The organism is uncultured Victivallis sp. (assembly GCA_944389935.1).
Classification (GTDB): domain Bacteria; phylum Verrucomicrobiota; class Lentisphaeria; order Victivallales; family Victivallaceae; genus Victivallis.
The window spans coordinates 1-17,448 of record CALXOE010000029.1 but is presented as its reverse complement, the minus strand read 5'-3'; the positions used below and the strand labels follow the sequence as shown (position 1 = coordinate 17,448).

Here is a 17,448-nt window from a genome sequence, read left to right as displayed (position 1 = left end):
CGGCAATAACATCATGGTGTGCACTCACAATTTGATCAGTTTCATGTTCCGCATCGGAATGCCGGCCAGTCCGACCGCAATGGATGAAGCATGGGATTCAAACAAAATCGCCTCGTAAATCCACTGATGCTGAATGTGTTCTTCCTGGGTCCCCTCCGCAATCCCGAGCGTGACGGAATAATTTCCGCGCGGCAGGATCGGCATTGTGAAAGTGAACTCCGCCTGAAAATGCCCCCCCGCTCCAACTTCAAGGGGTTTGTCCTCGTATGTCAGATAGGTGTTGTCTCCGAACAGCTTCTGTCCGAGTTTGTCATTCACGTAAAAGCCGACGATCGGAGAATAGACGTCCTTGTGAACCACGCACTTGACCTGAAGAGTGACCACTTCTCCACCGACGATCCAGGAGAGCGGGCGACCCGCGGCATCTGTGAATTTCGCGGAAACGACCTCGATCTGACGGGGACCGAAGCATTTGGCTTGCTCGTCGAACCGGAAAATCTCCAGATCGTTCCGCAAATTGGTGCGGTTGATGAAATCCTGTCGCATATCGCGCCAGAGATCCGTTTCTTCGGTTTCATCCGGCCCGGTTTCCGAGGCCGATGGTTCGGAAACGGCCTCGACCCCCTGCCGTTTTGCATAGATATCCTTGTGATAAAGATCCGCAACCTCTTTGGCGGAACCGATCATCCGGACCTGACCGTTTTTCAGGTAGATGGCTTTGTTGCACAGGCTCTTTACAGCTCCGATGTTATGGCTGACGAAGAGCACCGTATGGGTTTTCATAAATTCCCTGAGGTGGCGCATACATTTCTGCTGGAACGCTGCGTCGCCGACTGCAAGCGCTTCGTCGACGATCAGAATGTCGGCGTCCACAAACGCATTGATCGCAAAAGCCAGGCGGACGACCATGCCGCTGGAGTAGGTTTTCACGGGTTGATCGATGAATTCCCCGATATCAGCAAAATCGACGATATCCTGGTATTTCGCCGTGATTTCCGCGCGGGAAAGGCCGAGAACGGTGCCGTTCATGTAGATGTTTTCACGTCCGGTGAATTCCGGATTGAATCCGCTGCCAAGTTCCAGCAAGGCGGCAACTCGTCCCCGGGCCTGAACGGAACCTGTTGTCGGAGAAAGTGTTCCGGTGATAATCTGCAGGAGTGTACTTTTCCCCGCACCGTTCTGGCCGATGATGCCGCAGCACTCTCCCCGTTCGATTTCAAAAGAGACGTTTTTCAACGCCCAGAACTCCTTGAAAAATTGCTTGCGACCGGCCAGGAGTGTCTGAAAAAGACGGTGTACGGGTTTTTCATACATCTCAAAACACTTGGAGATGGACTCCACCTTCACTGCGGCATTGTCAGATGACATCAGCAAACCCCCGTTTTGTCCGGATGAACCAGAGCAGTCCCAGTTGCGCTGCCACAATGCCGGCAACCATCGCCAGAACCAGGGCTTTCCAATTCGGAAGCTGGCCGTAAAGAAGAATTCTGCGGGTCTCCTCGACAATCAACGCCAGAGGGTTGATGCGGTGCAGCCAGCGAAATCCCTCGGGAACCGCTGAGGTCGGATAAAAAATCGGCGTCATAAAGTAGAGCATCTGCAGAATCACCGTTACACAATAAGGCGTATCGCGTACGTAAACTCCGAGAGACGCGACAAACCAGCTGCAGCCCAGTGCCAGCAGCAGCAGCGGGATCAAGGTCAGCGGAAGCAGCAGTACCGTCCAGTTCAGGCTGCCCAGGATAAATACCACGCCCAGAAGAATCAGAATAAACCAGGCGCTCCCGAGAATCAAGGCGGAAAAGACCTGCGATACCGGCAGGATCTCAAGAGGGAATTTCACTTTTTTGACGTAATTACGGTTCCCGACGATGATTCGGCAACTCCCGTTTACGCTTTCGCTGAAGATCTGGAAAATCGACATGCCGCAGAGCATAACCACGGCAAATGCGCTCTTTGAATCGACCGGCCCCCCCCAGCGGAGCTGGAAAATCACTCCGAAGACAAATGTATAGATGCAGAGCATCAACAGCGGTTGAATGAAACTCCACAAAAGACCGAACAGGGAACCTCGATACCTCGCGTGGATGTTTCTCTGAACCAGTTGAACCAGCAGATCCCAGTTCTGGCAGATGAGCTTTACGCTTAAAACCGGGTTGAAAATAGGTGTGATTTTTCTGAAAATATTACCGTTCATAACTGACAAATCGTACGTTGCACCATTCATCCTGCTCCGATCGAATTCCGCATATACAGGACAAAATGCTCCCTTTGCAACGGAAAACCATAAAGTTTCTCTATATTCTATAGGATACTTCAAACAGATGTAATATATACCCCATGAGCCCTTTTTTCAATCTCCCAAGTTCATAACAGTTTAATTACTTTCCCTTTTTGTTCCGGTTGGGAGGAGATAATTCCCGGAAATCCGGAAACCCCGTTTTCACGCGAGCGTGGAAAAAACGGGTTTTTTGGGCGGTTGCTCTTGTCGGATCGGGGAAGAGGTGCTATGTTAAATCGACGGGATTTTAAAGGAATAGATTGATTCAGACAGTTCATTCGTAAAAACATAAACGACTCATGCACAGGAAAATCATTGTAACCGGCGGAGCCGGATTCATCGGGTCCGCGGTCGTCCGCATGCTCATCAGGGAAACCCCTCACGAAGTCTGCGTGGTGGATAAACTCACCTACGCCGGCAATCTCGATTCTCTCTCCCCGGTTTCGGGCGATCCCCGATACCGGTTTGAACAGGTCGATATCTGCGACCGCGCCGGACTGGACCGGGTCTTCGCGGATTTCAAACCCGACGCGGTCATGCACCTCGCCGCGGAGTCCCATGTCGACCGCTCCATCGACGGTCCCGGCGACTTCATCCGGACGAATATCGTCGGCACCTACACGATGCTCGAAGCCGCACGGAAATATTTCACCTCACTCGACGGGGCGCAGAAAGAACGGTTCCGGTTCCACCACATCTCGACCGACGAAGTGTACGGGGATCTCGAGGGCCCCGGGGATTTCTTCCGCGAGACTACGCCGTATGCTCCCTCGTCCCCCTACTCGGCGAGCAAGGCTTCGAGCGATCATCTCGTGCGGGCATGGCGGCGGACTTTCGGGCTGCCGACCATCGTGACGAACTGTTCCAACAACTACGGCCCGTACCATTTCCCGGAAAAACTGATTCCGCTGGTGATTCTGCATGCGCTCGACGGCAAGCCGCTGCCGGTTTACGGCACAGGTGCGCAGATCCGCGACTGGCTCTACGTCGAGGATCACGCCCGGGCGCTCATCAAGGTCGTGACGGAGGGCGTCCCCGGCGAAACCTACAACATCGGCGGCCACAATGAGAAGAAAAACATTGAGGTCGTCGAAACCATCTGCCGGCTGCTCGATGAACTCCGCCCCCGGGAGGACGGAAAGTCGTACCGTGAGCAGATCACGTTCGTCGCGGACCGCCCCGGCCACGATCTCCGGTATGCGATCGATGCCGCCAAGATCGGGCGCGAACTCGGATGGAAACCGCAGGAGACGTTCGAGAGCGGCATTCGCAAGACCGTGCAGTGGTATCTCGACAACAAAGACGGCTGGTGCCGCCGCGTCCTCGACGGTTCCTATCAGATGGAGCGGCTCGGACTCGGGAAAGGAGAGGGCAAATGAAAGGCATCGTTCTCGCCGGTGGAGCCGGTTCCCGGCTGCACCCGGTGACGCTCGGAGTGTCGAAGCAGCTGCTGCCGGTCTATGACAAGCCGATGATCTACTATCCGCTGTCGGTTCTGATGTTTGCCCATATCCGGGACATTCTCGTCATCACCACGCCGGAGGATCAGGCCGGATTCGTGCGGCTGCTCGGCGACGGATCGCGGTTCGGCATCAACTTGAGTTACGCCGTGCAGCCGTCGCCGGACGGGCTGGCGCAGGCGTTTCTGATCGGCAAGGAGTTCATCGGGAATGATCCGGTGGCGCTCGTGCTCGGGGACAACATCTTCTACGGGGCGAACCTCCGGGAGCTGCTGCTCCAGGCCGCCCGGCGGGAAAGCGGGGCGACGGTGTTCGGGTATTACGTTTCGGACCCGGAGCGGTTCGGCGTGGTGGAGTTCGATGCCGCAGGCAAAGCCGTGTCGATCGAGGAGAAGCCGGCGAACCCGAAATCCAACTACGCCGTGACGGGACTCTATTTCTACGACAATGACGTGGTCTCGATTGCCGAGGGCGTGCGGCCGTCCGCCCGGGGGGAGCTGGAGATCACGAGCGTGAACCAGGCCTATCTCGACGCCGGGAAACTGCATGTGGAGCGGCTCGGACGAGGATATGCGTGGCTCGACACCGGTACGCACGAGAGTCTGCTTGACGCGGGGAATTTCATCCGGACGATCGAGTTGCGCCAGGGGCTGCAGATCGCGTGTCTCGAGGAGATCGCCTGGGAGAATCGCTGGCTCTCCGCCGATGAGGTGCTCGCCAGCGCAAAGGATTTGATGAAGACCGATTACGGCCGCCATCTGGCAAGAATGATCAGGAATTGAGAATATGAACGTGATTGATACGGAAATCGAGGGCGTGAAGATCATCGAGCCGAAAGTGTTCGGCGATGCGCGCGGTTATTTTTTTGAGTCGTGGAACAAGGCGAGATTTGCGGAAGCCGGGATCGATGTCGAGTTCGTGCAGGACAACGAATCTTTTTCCACCTACGGCGTGCTGCGCGGGCTGCACTATCAGATGCCGCCGTACACGCAGGCGAAACTCGTGCGGGTGATCGAGGGGAAAGTGCTCGATGTGGTCGTCGATATCCGGAAAGGGTCGCCGACGTTCGGCAAGAGCGTGGCGGTGGAGCTTTCCGGGGAGAACAAGCGCCAGCTCTTCGCTCCGCGCGGGATGGCGCACGGATTCGCGGTGCTGTCCGCCACGGCGACGTTCGCCTACAAGTGCGACAACATCTATGCTCCGACGCACGAGCGTTCGATCCGGTTCGACGATCCGAAGCTCGGGATCGAATGGCAGATCCCTCCCGAAAATTATCTGCTTTCCAGGAAAGACCAGGAGGGTGTCCCGTTCGACGAGGCCGATTATCTGTAAGGAGGTGCTGAACATGCGGATCTTGATTACCGGGGCCAACGGAATGCTCGGCCGGACGCTGCAGAAGAAACTTGCGGATTATACGCTCATCCCGACCGACCTGCCGGATGGGGACATCACCAATGAGAGCGCTTTCGATGCGCTGGTCGCCCGGGAAAAACCGGATGTGGTGATTCATTGCGCGGCGATGACCGCCGTCGATGACTGTGAGAGCAAACAGGATCTCGCCTACAAACTCAATGCGCTCGGCAGCGCGAATGTTGCCGGCGCGTGTGCGCGGCACGGGGCGCGGCTCATCGCGATTTCGACCGATTACGTGTTTGACGGCGCGAGTTCCCGGCCGTATCATGAGTTCGATGCGGCGAACGGCGGGGCGACGGTCTACGGGCAGAGCAAATTCGCGGGGGAGGAGGCGGTGCGCCGCCGCTGTCCCGACCATGTCATCTGCCGGATCAGCTGGCTTTACGGGCCGGGCGGCCCGAGCTTCGTCCATGCGATGCTGAAACTTGCCGACGGCAGCCGGCCGGTTCTGAAAGTGGTGGACGATCAACGCGGCAATCCGACCAGTACGCTGGCGGTGGCTGATGCGCTCCGGGGGATTCTCAACCGGCCTCTGCTCACGGGCACCTTTCACCTGACGTGCGAGGGGGAGGCGTCATGGTATGAGTTCGCCTGCGAGATTTTCCGGCAGCGCGGAATTGAGCAGAAAGTGATTCCGTGCACGACGTCGGAGTTCCCGCGTCCTGCGCCGCGGCCGGCCAATTCCCGTCTGGAGAAGAGAATGCTGCGCTTGTGCAATCTCCCGCCGATGCCGGAGTGGCGCGATGCGCTCCGGGAGTTTCTGGCCGGGGAGTTTTGAGTGTCGGCATGACGATCGACATTCTGCTGGCCGTGTTCAATTCGGAGCGGTTTCTCGCGGCGCAGCTCGATTCCATTCTGGCGCAGGAGGACCGCGACTGGCGGCTGCTGATCCGCGACGGCGGGTCGACCGACGGCACCGCGGCGATTCTCGAGGAGTATCGTCGGCGGGATCCCGGCCGGATCGTTCTTCTGCCCGGGGGAAAAGCCACTGCCCGGGAGAATTTTGCCGCGCTTCTCGAGGCTTCCCGGGCGGAACGGATCATGTTCTGCGACCATGATGACTGCTGGCTTCCCGGGAAGATCGGGCACAGCCGTGCCGCGTTTGAGGAACGTGCGTCGGAACTTCCGGCCGGGACGCCGCTTCTGTTGTTTTCCGACCTGGCCGTCGCCGATGAGAAGCTCCGAATTGTCGCCGACTCCTTTTTTCGGCACGAACACATCGATCCGCGGCGTCTGGAGCTGCGGCATCTGCTGTTGCAGAATGCGGCCTGCGGCTGCACGATGCTGTTCAACCGTCCTTTGCGGGAGCTGGCTCTTCCGATTCCGCCGGAAGCGTTTATGCACGACCACTGGCTGATGTTGACCGCCGCGTGTCTGGGCAGAATCGAATACCTGCCGGAATCGACGCTGCTGTACCGGCAGCATGGCGACAACGTGTTCGGGGCGTCGGGATACGGCGTCGGCTATTTTTGCCGGAAGCTGTCGCTCGGAATCGGGGAGGTCCGGGGACGACTTTTCCGGCTCTGCCGTCAGGCGGGGGCGTTCCGGGAGCAGTTCCGCGGGCGTTTGTCGTCAGAGGAGCTCGCTCTGCTTGCGGACGTCGCCCGGCTGCCGGAAGCGGGATTCCTGGAACGGCGGCGGATTTTGTGGCGTCACCGGATTTTCAAGAGCGGATTTCTGCGTAATCTGGGTATGTTTCTGGTGGTCTGAGTCAGATATCCGGACGGAATCCGCTGTTGCGCAGCTCGTCCGGCGAGACCCCGAGCCTCTGGCGGAAGAGCCGGTAGAGCACGGAATATTCCGCATAACCGCATGAACCGGCGATCTCCTTGGCGGTCATGCGGGTCTGGAGCAGCAGATCCACGGCCGTGCGCAGCCGCGCCCGGGTGATGTAGTCGTGAAGCGTGCTGCCGGTCTGTTCCCGGAAGATGCGGGACAGATGTTCGCGCGAGATCCGGAATCGTTTTGCCAGCGAACCGGCATCGAGTTTTCCGGCGAGTTCGGCGGCGATGACGGTCTGGACGTCCCGGATGAGTGAGCTCCGCGGCGATTCGCGCAGTTCGTTCTCTTTCGATGAACAGAGCATTCCGATCGTTTCGAGTGCGAGCGTCCCGGCCTCAAGCGGCGAGAGCACGAGGATCTCATTTTGATAGTTTTTGTAGGACATCAGCTTCGCCACCAGCGGCGCGTTCAGCGGTACGTCGAAGAGATAACCGTATTTCCGGTTGACTTCCGAGATCAGTTCCTGCGCGTACTCCCCGTCGTAAGCCATCCAGAGAAAGTTCCACGTTTCCGTTCCGTCGGGCGGGTAGTAGTAGCAGACATCGGGGTCTTCGTGATTGTGCAGAAATGCCCGCCCCGGCGTGAGGGGGTGATCGACTCCGGCGATCCGGATTCCCCCGCGTCCCCTGAGCGTGATCGAGAGCTGTCCGCCGGAGTCCCCGCGCAGCCGCCCGTCCATCCGGTAGGAGGGCGTGTTCTGCACCTCCTCGACCACCACATCCGGCAGCGGCAGCGTGGCAAAGGGACGGTGCACTTCAAACTGCACCTGCCACTTGCGTACTTTGGAAAATCTCAATTTGCCGGGCATTCGATTCCTCTGCGTTTTTCATATTTTACTGTTTCGGGAGGATTTTTTCAAGCCAAACTCACAAAAGGTTTCCCAAAATCACAAAATGCAATCTTCACGTCCCTTGTTTTTCAGAAAATCGCAGTTATACTTAATTAAGAATAGAGAACCCTTTCACAAAAAAACAAGGAGTTTGCGATGAGCAAGATCAACGTCACCATCTGGAATGAGTTCCGTCATGAGAAAGAAAATGAAGGTATCAAGGCGATCTATCCCGAGGGGTTGCATGCCGCCATTGCCAAAGGCATCGCGGCCGACGACCTGAACATCCGGCTTGCGTCGCTCGATGAGCCCGAGCACGGCCTCACCGATGAAGTCATCGGTTCGACCGACGTGCTGATCTGGTGGGGACACTGCGCCCATGCCGAGGTGCGTGACGATATTGTCGCAAAGGTGCTCAAGCGCATCCATGAGGGAATGGGGCTGATCGTGCTGCATTCGGGTCACTTCTCGAAGATCTTCAAGGCGGTCACCGGCTGCTCCGGATCTCTGAAGTGGCGGGAAGCCGCCGAGAAAGAGCGGCTCTGGAACATCGCCCCGTGGCATCCGATCACGCAGGGCATCGGCGAATACTTCGAGCTCGCGCACGAGGAAATGTACGGCGAGCGTTTCGACATTCCGCGCGATGCGGAGCTGATCTTCATCTCCTGGTTCGAGGGCGGCAACGTCATGCGCAGCGGCTTCACGCTCGAGCGCGGTTACGGCAAGGTTTTCTACTTCCAGCCCGGCCATGAGTCTTATCCGAACTACTACAACAAGGACGTTCTGCGCGTGATCGGCAACGCGGTCCGCTGGGCGAAACCGGCTTTCTTCCGCGAAATGTGCGCCCCGTGCTACCCGGCGCTCGAAGAGATCCGTTCGGTCGATCCCGGCGCCCCGAAAGCCGGTGTTCTCCAGAATGCCGACGGCTCCAACAAGTAAGATCGGGAGACGCGCATCATGGCAAAATTGAAAGCCGGCGTCATCGGTCTCGGCATGGGTTATGGACACCTTGCCGGATACATGTCGCACCCCGACGTTGAGGTCGTCGCGATTGCGGACCGCATTGAAGAGAAACGCGAGCGGGCAAAGGCGGAGTTCCATCTGCCGAAAGTCTACTCCGAGGGTATCGACATGATCCGGAACGAGAAGCTCGACATCCTTTCGGTCGCCGTTCCGAACAACCAGCACAAAGAGTTGACCATCGCCGGACTCGAAGCCGGAGCGAACGTCCTCTGCGAAAAGCCGATGGCGATGAACACCGCCGAGGCGCAGGAGATGCTTGACACCGCGAAGCGGCTCGGCCTGAAGCTCGGAATCGACTTCAGTTACCGGTTCAACCCGCAGTCCCGCGCGATGAAAGATCTCGTCGATGCAGGCCGTCTCGGCAATATCTACTACGGGCGCAGCGTCTGGCTGCGGCGCCGCGGCGTCCCCGGTCTCGCCTCCGGATTCAACACCAAAGGCGGCGGCGCGGGCAGCTGGTTCTTCGACAAGAGCCAGTCCGGCGGCGGTCCGCTGATCGATCTCGGCGTCCACCGGCTCGATCTGGCGCTCTGGCTCATGGGATATCCGGAACCGGCGTGGGTTATGGGCAGCACCTACTGCGCGCTCGCCGGAAAACTTGCCGCCGAACGCGGTTTCAACTACACCGTTGAAGATCTCGCCTGTGCGATGATCAAGTTCAAGAACGGCGCAACCCTCGAACTTGACGCCGCCTGGGCATCGAACATCCGCGAGAATGAGCAGATGTCCACCCGGATTCTCGGGGATAAGGGCGGGCTCTATCAGTACAACCTGAATGAGGGCTACTCCTGGGATGTCGAGTTCTATCAGGAGATGGAGGGGCGGCAGTTCGACTGCAAAATGCACTCGGCCCCCGAAACCCGCAATGCATTCCTGCTCTTCGCCGACGCGGTGCGGGACAACACCCCGTTCCTCGTCCAGCCCGAAGAGGGAGTCACCGTCATGCGGCTGCTCGATGCGATCTACGAATCGGCCGCAACCGGAGCCCCCGTCAAGTTCTGAGGGGTGTTTCGGACAAAAAGAGCGGGCGTCGTCCGGATGGTTGCGGACGGCGCCCGTTTTTTCTCCGTCAGCGGACGACAACCTCATTGAGGCGCAGTCCGCGTTTCGTCCGGTTCAGCGTGAACCGGACTGTGCGGCCGTCGCAGAGATCGCCCGTTATATAGAAACGTGCGGGCATCCGGTCGACGGCGAGAAACGCGGCGTTTTCGACTTTCAGCTTGCGGCCGAATCCACCGAGCAGTTCCATCCCGGCACGTACCGGATCGATTCCGGTTTCGCACTCGGCGGCTTTTCGTTCCCGATCGGAAAGCCCATAGAGTTGCGAAACCGTCGCTGTGTTGTTGCTGCCGAACGCCTGTTCGATGACGCTCAATGCGGTTTGAAGTTCCTTTTTCTGCTCGGGGGAGGCGGGGATTTCGCGCGGTGTTTCCACGCTTTTTCCGCTGACCTGGAAGAACCAGAGTCCCGTCGCGCAGATCGCAAGCAGAATCACGATCATGATTTTTCGTTTCATGATTTACCGGCTCCAGAACAAGCTGTTTTCCGTGTTGCAGTCGGCCTCGTCCGGATTCACGCAGCCGATGTTGTTGGCTTCATCCGGGTTTGATGTTCCGAATCCCGAACCGCACGAGTGCGTGTAAAAGCCCGGCAGTGACGTGACGTGTCCGTCGGCGTACGCGAAATTCCCTCGCTTCCCATGACGGAAATGAACCTTGTTTCCGCTGATCAGGTTGTTCACCTTAAGCTCCGAACCGCTGCTGGTGGCCGAGTCGCCGTAACCGATGGTCTGCGACGGTTTCGGAATCTGGCCCGGGCGCAGCAGCGGATAGGCCGATTTCATGCTGGGGGAGGCCATGAAAAGCGTCCCGTGCACGTTCCGGTTCACCCCGTAACCGCCGCCGTTCGCAGCCGTCACTTTCTGGCCGGTCAGCATCCCCTGGACGACTCCGGACGGACAGATGAAGGCATTTGACGAAAGCTCGGAACCGATGTCGTTGCTGCCGGTTGCTCTCTTGATGTAGGGGGTCAGATAACCTTCCGCCGTGAAATCGATCGAATCTCCGCTCCCGCCGCCGCTGGAGGAGGTGTCGCCGCACCAGTACAGCCCCCGGCTTCCGGCAAGATACTCCCGCGCGGGCGAGATGTAACCGAAATCATTCTGATAAAGCGCATCCGCCTGTCCGATGCTTTTCAGCCTGCCGATGCAGGAGGCCCCCACCCCTTTTTCCCGAGCCTGATTCAGCGCCGGCAGCAGCATTCCCGCCAGAATCGCAATGATCGCAATCACGACCAGAAGTTCAATGAGTGTAAATGCTGTCCTGATCGTGGCGCGGGTGCGGATAACGGACCGCGCGTCCGCCGCGTTCAGCGTCCGGCGGCCGGTTGACGTTGCGTTGCGGAACGACGCAGAAGTGTCGTTGCCGATGTTGTGATTCTGCATGGAAACAAGTTCGATGGATGGTTTCATTTTTCCGTTGACTCCGTGATTGAGGTTTATTCGGTAATGGCCGGAGAGCCGGTCTGGTCGGCATATCCGAGTTTTTTCTTCAGCAGTTCCACCCGTTCCTGCGAAGCCTTCATCGCTTTCAGGTGTTCCTCGTTGTGCGGCGGAACCCGTAACAGCAGCCCTTCGTAATCCTCCAGAATCGCCGCTTTCAGTTTCGCGAGATCTTCGGCCGAGCGCGAGGATCTGTAGGCCTCTCCGAGCAGTTCCGTCCGGCTCTTTTTTTCCGGACCCCGGCGGGGATGGTTGAAGAACATCATGTCATGTTCTTTCGCGAACTCAGCTGCGGCCTCTTTCCCGTCAACCGCAGCAATGAAGCGGAGTTCCAGCTCCTCTTCCTTTCGTTCCCGGAGCTGTTTCAAAAGCCGTTCGCTCGATTCCCAGATCCGCCTGTGCATTTGAACTTTCCGTTCCAGTTGGACGAGTTCGCGTTCGACGGCAGCCCGTTCTTCCGCGGTAAGTCCGGTTTCTTCCTCTTCGGATCTCTTCCCTTCCGCCAGATAACTTTCCGCCAGTTTTCGCACTCCGGCGCGGATGGCGCTGCTGCTGTACGTCGCTCCGGTTACGGTATCGACCTGTTTGTCGAGGATCTCCTCCATCCGAAGGCCGTTCCACTGGTCCAGAAACTTCGCCGCCCGGACTCTGTTCAGGAACGATGGAGTCTCCTGATTTCTTCCCAGAAGAACACCCGCCACCTTACCTGCCGGGTCGAAGACGACGGCGATTTCGATCGTTCCGGCATAACCCATCTGCCGATCGTCATCGGAAATGCGTTCCAGATAAAGCGTTCCAAGTTTCTTGCCGCTTTTGTCGTTTACAGTGTATATACCATTTTCTACCGGTTCGTACTTCGCCACCCCGGGCAATCGTTTCCGTATCTCCCGGGAAAAATGTTTCACCTCATCCGGTATTTCCAGCGCTCCAGCGGTGATGACTCCGGCCAGAACGGTTCCGATGATCGCGGAATATTTCAGCATAATTCACTCCCTTTTTATTAATTAGATTAAACTAATTTTATGTTGCGGTCAAGCCGTTGTTGCTTTTTCTGAAAATTGAGGCGGCTCACGCAGTAACTGTGGATAATATACCATCTGAAATGAGAATGTCAACAGTTGCCAGTTAGATTAATCTAATTTTTTACAATGGGTTGCAACAGCGGATCTGGCGGAAAAAATAACAGGGGGGATTTACGCTCCCGGGGTTGATATTCGGCACTTTCGGGGCGATATTATCCGAAAGGAGTTTTTTGATGTTTCAGGATCCATTTATTTTGTCGACTCTGGCCGTGCTGGCGGCGATCACGGGGATCTATTTCGGTGTCCCGGGATTGCGCCGCTCGGAGCGTGCCGCCGATACCGGCGTGAAAGTCGCGGCGCCGGGATGTTTCGTCACTCTGCTCGTGTTCGGCTGCGTGATGACGGTGGTTTCCACGGATCTGACCGGCGTGTTTTTCCTCGTGGCATTTCCGCTGATCCTGGTCACGGCTGCATTCATCCTGCTGCCGAACTTGACTCATCTGGTGCAGACGAAGCTCGGGTTGCGGGTCACTCCGAAGCAGAAACTCGCTTCGATGATCAGTTATTTTCTGTTTTTGATTCTGTTTCTGCTGCTGCTCGTGCTTGTGATGTTTCTCTACCGGGCGCGCGGAGAGTGAAGACGGCCAGGGGAATGCGGTCTGTGGAAACGACGTGTAGAAGTATTGATTTGGGAAAGGTTGGAATGGAATGGTCTGGGAGTTGTTGACGAATCCCGTTCTGGTCGCGGTCGCGGTGTTGCTGGCGCTCTCGGCACTGCGGATGAACGTGGTGTTTGCGCTGGTGGTCGCTTCCGTGGTCGGCGGGCTGATGGGGGCCGTCGACGGCGGAGAGGCGTGGGCGATGCTCGGTCACGGCGAGTTCCATGCGTTCTGGAACTGCTGCGTCGGCGGTTTCAGCGGGACGATGAAAGCGTTCCTGAGCAACCTCGACAACGGCGCGGTGCTCGCGATCAACTACGTGATGCTCGGAACTTTCTCGATCGCGATCTCCCGGTCCGGCGTGACGGAACTCATCGCCCGCAAACTCTTCGCCTGGATCGGAACCGAACTGACCGCGCGGCGGCTGCTCTATTTCAAATACATGCTCCTCGGAATCCTGACGCTGATTTCGATCTCGTCCCAGAATCTGATTCCGATGCACATCGCGTTCATCCCGGTTCTGATTCCGCCGCTGCTGCCGGTGTTTGAGAAGCTCAAGCTCGACCGGCGCGCGGTCGCCTGCGTGCTGACGTTCGGTCTCATCACGCCGTACATGGTTCTGCCGGTCGGATTCGGAAAGATCTATCTGAACAACATTCTGCTCGACAACATCACGCGCAACGGTATGGAGGTGCACGCCTCGCAGGCGTCGCCCGCGATGCTGATTCCGGCGCTCGGCATGGTCGCCGGGCTTTTGATCGCGGTGTTCTTCAGTTATCGCCGGCCGAGAATCTACAAGGCTGCGGAAACGGAGAAGATGGTGGAAACGACCGAACCGGTCGAGATCAAACCGTTCAACGTGCTGGTCGGCATTGCGGCGATTCTGATGGCGCTCGTCGTGCAGATCTTTCTCGACTCCCTGCTGGTCGGCGCGCTGCTTGCGGTGATGGTGTTCGTGATTGCCGGAGTGATCCGGCTGCGCGATACGCAGGATGTGTTCGTACAGGGCGTTCATCTGATGGGAGGAATCGGCATCGTGATGATCGCTGCCGCCGGGTTCGCGAATGTCATGAAAGAGACCGGCGGCGTTTCGGAGCTTGTCTCGCTCGTTCAGGGCGCCGCGCTCGACTACAAGGGGGTGACGGTGTTCGCAATGCTGCTCATCGGGCTGATCATCACGATGGGGATCGGCTCGTCGTTTTCGACGGTTCCGCTGATCGCGGCGATTTACGTCCCGCTGTGCGCGGCGATGGGACTCTCTCCGCTGGCGACGATCGCGATCGTCGGTTCGGCGGGGGCGCTTGGAGATGCGGGGTCTCCCGTGTCGGAGTCGGTCCTCGGGCCGACTGCGGGACTCAACGCCGACGGGCAGCACGATCACATTTATGATTCGACGATTCCGACGTTCCTGCACTACAATCTGCCGCTTCTTGTCGCGGGCTGGATCGCCGGAATGGTTTTGTAAAATTTTGCTGGAAAGGGAAAAAAGATGTTTGGATTTTACCGGTTTGCCGCGGTGGTGCCGAAGCTGCGCGTCGCCGACGTCGAGTTCAATGTGGAGGAGCTGCTGCGCTGTTACCGCCTCGCGGAGCAGGAACGCGCTGACGCGGTGGTGTTTCCGGAGCTTTGTGTCACGGGCTATACCTGCGGCGACCTGTTTTTTCAGGAGCGGTTGCTCGTGGCGGCGGAGCAGGCGGCGCTCCGGTTTGCGCATGAGACGGCGGGCAGCCGAACCGTTGCGGTGATTGGATTGCCGCTCCGGGCCAATGAGGCGCTCTACAATGTCGCGGCGGTGGTCGCTGACGGAAGAATTTGCGGCATCGTGCCGAAGAGTGTATTGCCGAATTACCGGGAGTTTTACGAAAAACGCCATTTTCACTCCGGGCGCGGGTCGTGTGGTGGAACGGTGCGTCTCAGCGGAGAGGAGATTCCGTTCGGGACGGATCTGCTGTTCGATTGCGGCGGGCCGTTCCGGTTCGGTGTGGAGATCTGCGAGGATCTCTGGTGTGTGCTGCCGCCGTCGCTGCATCTGGCTCTGGGCGGGGCGCGGGCGATCTTCAATCTCTCGGCGGGCAACGAGCTTGCGAGCAAGGCGACTTACCGGCGCGAACTCGTGAAGCAGCAGAGCGCGCGCTGCCTCGCGGCCTATGTGCTGGCGGGGGCGGGCGTCCACGAATCGACGACGGACCTCGTGTTCGGCGGGCATGCGCTCATTGCGGAGAACGGGCGTCTCGCGGCGGAGAATACGCGATTTGAGCGCGTCTCGAATCTGGTTTATGCCGACGTCGATCTGGAGCGAATCGGAGCGGCGCGGCTTTCCGAGAGTTCATTCAACGACAATGTTCTGCCGGAGAGCGTGAAGTTCCGGACGATTGTTCTGCCGGAGGCGGCAGGCTCGCCGGATTGCCGGTACGCGAAGATCGCGCGTCGCCCGTTCGTGCCGGAAGAGGCGGCGGATCGGCGCGAACGCTGCCGCGAGATTTTCGACATTCAGTGTGCCGGTCTCGCGAAACGGGTCGAACATACGCAGGCAAAGACGATGGTGATCGGCGTCTCGGGCGGTCTCGACTCGACGTTAGCGCTGCTGGTCGCGGCGGAGTGCTGCAAACTGCTGAACCGCCCCGCTTCGGAGATCATCGCTTACACGATGCCCGGCTTCGGGACCACGGGCCGCACCTATAACAACGCCGTGAAACTCTGCAAACTGCTCGGCACGACGCTGCGCGAGGTGGACATCAAGGCCGCGTGTCTGCAGCATTTCCACGACATCGGCCATGATCCTGCCGTGCACGATACGGCGTATGAGAATGTACAGGCGCGCGAGCGCACACAGATTCTGATGGATGTCGCGAACAAGTCCGGCGGGATGGTGATCGGCACGGGGGATCTGTCGGAGATTGCGCTCGGCTGGAGCACCTACAACGGCGACCACATGTCGATGTACGCCGTGAACTGCTCGATTCCGAAGACGCTGATCCGGTTTCTGATCGAGACGACTGCGGAGCGTTCCGAACCGGAGCTCGCCGCCGTGCTGCGCGACGTGATCGATACGCCGGTGAGTCCCGAGCTGCTTCCCGCCGACGGAACAGGTGCGATCAGCCAGAAGACCGAGGAATTGATCGGACCGTATGAGCTGCACGATTTCTTCCTCTACCACTTCATCAAGTACGGGGCGGAGCCTGAGAAGATCCGGTTTCTCGCCGAGACGGCGTTCGCCGGAGTTTACACGCCGGAGGTGGTTGAGCGGTGGCTCGCGACTTTCCTGCGGAGATTCTTCCGCCAGCAGTTCAAGCGCAGCTGCATTCCGGACGGGCCGAAGGTCGGGACGATCGCGCTTTCGCCGCGTGGCGACTGGCGTATGCCGAGCGACGCGAGTGATGCGGTCTGGAGTTTGTGAGGAGACGATATGGGAAAACGCCTCTGGGTGATCGGTCTCGGGCTGTTGTTTCTGGGGATTGCGGCGTTGGCGCTTTCGCCGAGATGGAAATGTCAGGAGATCGTGATGTTCGAGGTGGTGAGCTGCCCGGATGAGGTGGAAAAACGGGAGTTCCTCGCCGCCTTTGAAGCCGCGCTTTCGCGCCTTGACTACGCCCGGACGGCCGACGACGATACGGATGGGAACCGATATGCGCATCGTTCCGGCGACCGGGAGTTCCGGGTTGCCGGGAGCGGGAACGATGTGCTGGTGAGCTACACGACGCGGGCGGAGGTTCGGCTCTGGGGGCTCGTGGACGGCCGCCGGAGCTGGCTGCGTGACGTCGACACGATCAGCAGTGCGTTGCCGCTCCTGCGCGTGCGGGAGGAGAACGTCCCGCACGGGGAGTGAAACTGCGAGATCAGCGAATGCGTTTGATTTTCCGCTCGCCGAATTTCCGGGTGACTTTGCCTCCTTTGAATTCGATGGAGCGGGTGGAACAATCGATCTTGATTTTCGGATTGGCGGAGATTTTCCGCAGTTCGCGGCTCGAAAGAGCTTTGTCCAGATCGATGATCTTCGGCTGACGTCCGTCTTTCGGCAGGTTTGCACCGCCGCCGACGAGGTCCTCGACGCGGACTCTGTCGAGTTTGAGATCGACGTCGTAACTGTATTTTACGATCTCTTCTCCGGAGACATTCACGAGTTCGTAGTGTACTTTTTTCTCTTTCGCATCGTAGCGGGGATTTTCGATTTTCAGTTCATCTTTCGCCCACAATGCGGCAGTGGCGCAGAACAGCGTCAACGCAATGATGAGGATTCTCATGAGATTCGGCTCCCTGTCATTGTTTTCCTTTCAGCGGATGGTGTCGATACAATACTGCCGGAACGACGGAATTGCAACCGGGTTTGAGTCTAATCCGCGTTGTTTCTCCGGGGAGAGGGCGGTTCCGAAAGCATTCCGCGTTCCCGGTAATAGCTGAGGTGGAACGGATTGCGGATCCATTCGGCGGGGATTTTCCTGCCGGAAGCCTTGTATTCGTCGATCTTCTTCTGGAGTTCGC

The 17,448-nt window shown here is 58.4% G+C and carries 18 protein-coding genes; 11 read left to right on the top strand and 7 right to left on the bottom strand.

All coding sequences use genetic code 11. The annotated features are described in order from the left end of the window. Positions 1–24: 24 nt before the first annotated feature. On the bottom strand, positions 25–1,368 hold the full coding sequence (locus tag Q0J85_RS09725; RefSeq protein WP_294480892.1) for an ABC transporter ATP-binding protein: 1,344 nt from the start codon (positions 1,366–1,368) through the stop codon (positions 25–27). Next, complete coding sequence (locus tag Q0J85_RS09720) at positions 1,358–2,197, bottom strand: ABC transporter permease (RefSeq protein WP_294480890.1); 840 nt, start codon at positions 2,195–2,197, stop codon at positions 1,358–1,360. The genes Q0J85_RS09725 and Q0J85_RS09720 overlap by 11 nt, the downstream gene beginning before the upstream one ends. A 383-nt stretch (positions 2,198–2,580) precedes the next feature. Between Q0J85_RS09720 and rfbB the strand changes: the two genes are divergently transcribed. From rfbB to Q0J85_RS09695, 5 genes are read left to right on the top strand one after another with little or no spacing between them, the layout of a single operon-like run. After that, entirely contained in the window at positions 2,581–3,660 is a 1,080-nt protein-coding gene (rfbB, locus tag Q0J85_RS09715) for a dTDP-glucose 4,6-dehydratase (RefSeq protein WP_294480889.1), read from the top strand. After that, the gene (rfbA, locus tag Q0J85_RS09710) at positions 3,657–4,523 is read left to right on the top strand and encodes a glucose-1-phosphate thymidylyltransferase RfbA (RefSeq protein ID WP_294480888.1); all 867 of its coding nucleotides are present in this window, start codon (positions 3,657–3,659) and stop codon (positions 4,521–4,523) included. Before rfbB ends, rfbA begins: the two co-directional genes overlap by 4 nt. 4 nt (positions 4,524–4,527) lie before the next feature. After that, entirely contained in the window at positions 4,528–5,073 is a 546-nt protein-coding gene (gene rfbC, locus Q0J85_RS09705; protein ID WP_294480887.1) for a dTDP-4-dehydrorhamnose 3,5-epimerase, read from the top strand. Positions 5,074–5,086: 13 nt separating this feature from the next. Beyond that, positions 5,087–5,932 carry a dTDP-4-dehydrorhamnose reductase gene (rfbD, locus tag Q0J85_RS09700; protein WP_294480885.1) on the top strand — a complete coding sequence of 282 codons (846 nt, stop codon included), beginning with the start codon at positions 5,087–5,089 and terminating at the stop codon, positions 5,930–5,932. A gap of 8 nt (positions 5,933–5,940) precedes the next feature. Further along, positions 5,941–6,864 (top strand): glycosyltransferase family 2 protein, encoded by a 924-nt coding sequence (locus Q0J85_RS09695; protein WP_294480884.1) that lies wholly within the window; start codon positions 5,941–5,943, stop codon positions 6,862–6,864. Between the two features lies 1 nt (position 6,865). On the opposite strand, the gene Q0J85_RS09690 is transcribed toward Q0J85_RS09695, so the two are convergent. Next, the gene (locus tag Q0J85_RS09690) at positions 6,866–7,744 is read right to left on the bottom strand and encodes an AraC family transcriptional regulator (RefSeq protein WP_294480883.1); all 879 of its coding nucleotides are present in this window, start codon (positions 7,742–7,744) and stop codon (positions 6,866–6,868) included. 177 nt (positions 7,745–7,921) lie between these two features. Between Q0J85_RS09690 and Q0J85_RS09685 the strand changes: the two genes are divergently transcribed. Both Q0J85_RS09685 and Q0J85_RS09680 read left to right on the top strand, forming a co-directional pair. Continuing rightward, positions 7,922–8,704: a ThuA domain-containing protein gene (locus tag Q0J85_RS09685; protein WP_294480880.1), complete on the top strand. Its 783-nt coding sequence runs from the start codon at positions 7,922–7,924 to the stop codon at positions 8,702–8,704. Between the two features lie 18 nt (positions 8,705–8,722). Continuing rightward, positions 8,723–9,790, top strand: a complete 1,068-nt coding sequence (locus Q0J85_RS09680; RefSeq protein WP_294480878.1) for a Gfo/Idh/MocA family oxidoreductase — start codon at positions 8,723–8,725, stop codon at positions 9,788–9,790. 67 nt (positions 9,791–9,857) lie between these two features. Here Q0J85_RS09680 and Q0J85_RS09675 read toward each other — a convergent pair whose 3' ends face one another. From Q0J85_RS09675 to Q0J85_RS09665, 3 genes are read right to left on the bottom strand one after another with little or no spacing between them, the layout of a single operon-like run. Further along, positions 9,858–10,304, bottom strand: coding sequence for a hypothetical protein (locus Q0J85_RS09675; RefSeq protein ID WP_294480876.1), 447 nt, complete (start codon positions 10,302–10,304; stop codon positions 9,858–9,860). Between the two features lie 3 nt (positions 10,305–10,307). Continuing rightward, complete coding sequence (locus Q0J85_RS09670) at positions 10,308–11,258, bottom strand: prepilin-type N-terminal cleavage/methylation domain-containing protein (RefSeq protein ID WP_294480874.1); 951 nt, start codon at positions 11,256–11,258, stop codon at positions 10,308–10,310. A gap of 26 nt (positions 11,259–11,284) precedes the next feature. Further along, positions 11,285–12,271 carry an FMN-binding protein gene (locus tag Q0J85_RS09665; RefSeq protein ID WP_294480872.1) on the bottom strand — a complete coding sequence of 329 codons (987 nt, stop codon included), beginning with the start codon at positions 12,269–12,271 and terminating at the stop codon, positions 11,285–11,287. A 272-nt stretch (positions 12,272–12,543) separates the two neighbouring features. On the opposite strand from Q0J85_RS09665, the gene Q0J85_RS09660 reads away from it, so the two are divergent. The 4 genes from Q0J85_RS09660 (at position 12,544) to Q0J85_RS09645 (ending at position 16,795) form a co-directional block, all read left to right on the top strand. Continuing rightward, positions 12,544–12,948, top strand: a complete 405-nt coding sequence (locus Q0J85_RS09660; RefSeq protein WP_294480870.1) for a hypothetical protein — start codon at positions 12,544–12,546, stop codon at positions 12,946–12,948. A 70-nt stretch (positions 12,949–13,018) separates the two neighbouring features. Next, the gene (locus Q0J85_RS09655) at positions 13,019–14,434 is read left to right on the top strand and encodes a Na+/H+ antiporter NhaC family protein (RefSeq protein WP_294480869.1); all 1,416 of its coding nucleotides are present in this window, start codon (positions 13,019–13,021) and stop codon (positions 14,432–14,434) included. A gap of 24 nt (positions 14,435–14,458) precedes the next feature. Continuing rightward, positions 14,459–16,366 (top strand): NAD(+) synthase, encoded by a 1,908-nt coding sequence (locus tag Q0J85_RS09650; RefSeq protein ID WP_294480868.1) that lies wholly within the window; start codon positions 14,459–14,461, stop codon positions 16,364–16,366. Positions 16,367–16,375: 9 nt separating this feature from the next. Next, positions 16,376–16,795 (top strand): hypothetical protein, encoded by a 420-nt coding sequence (locus Q0J85_RS09645; RefSeq protein ID WP_294480867.1) that lies wholly within the window; start codon positions 16,376–16,378, stop codon positions 16,793–16,795. Between the two features lie 10 nt (positions 16,796–16,805). Here the strand turns inward: Q0J85_RS09645 and Q0J85_RS09640 are convergent, their stop codons facing one another. Next, positions 16,806–17,210 (bottom strand): hypothetical protein, encoded by a 405-nt coding sequence (locus Q0J85_RS09640; RefSeq protein WP_294480866.1) that lies wholly within the window; start codon positions 17,208–17,210, stop codon positions 16,806–16,808. Between the last annotated feature and the right edge of the window lie 238 nt (positions 17,211–17,448).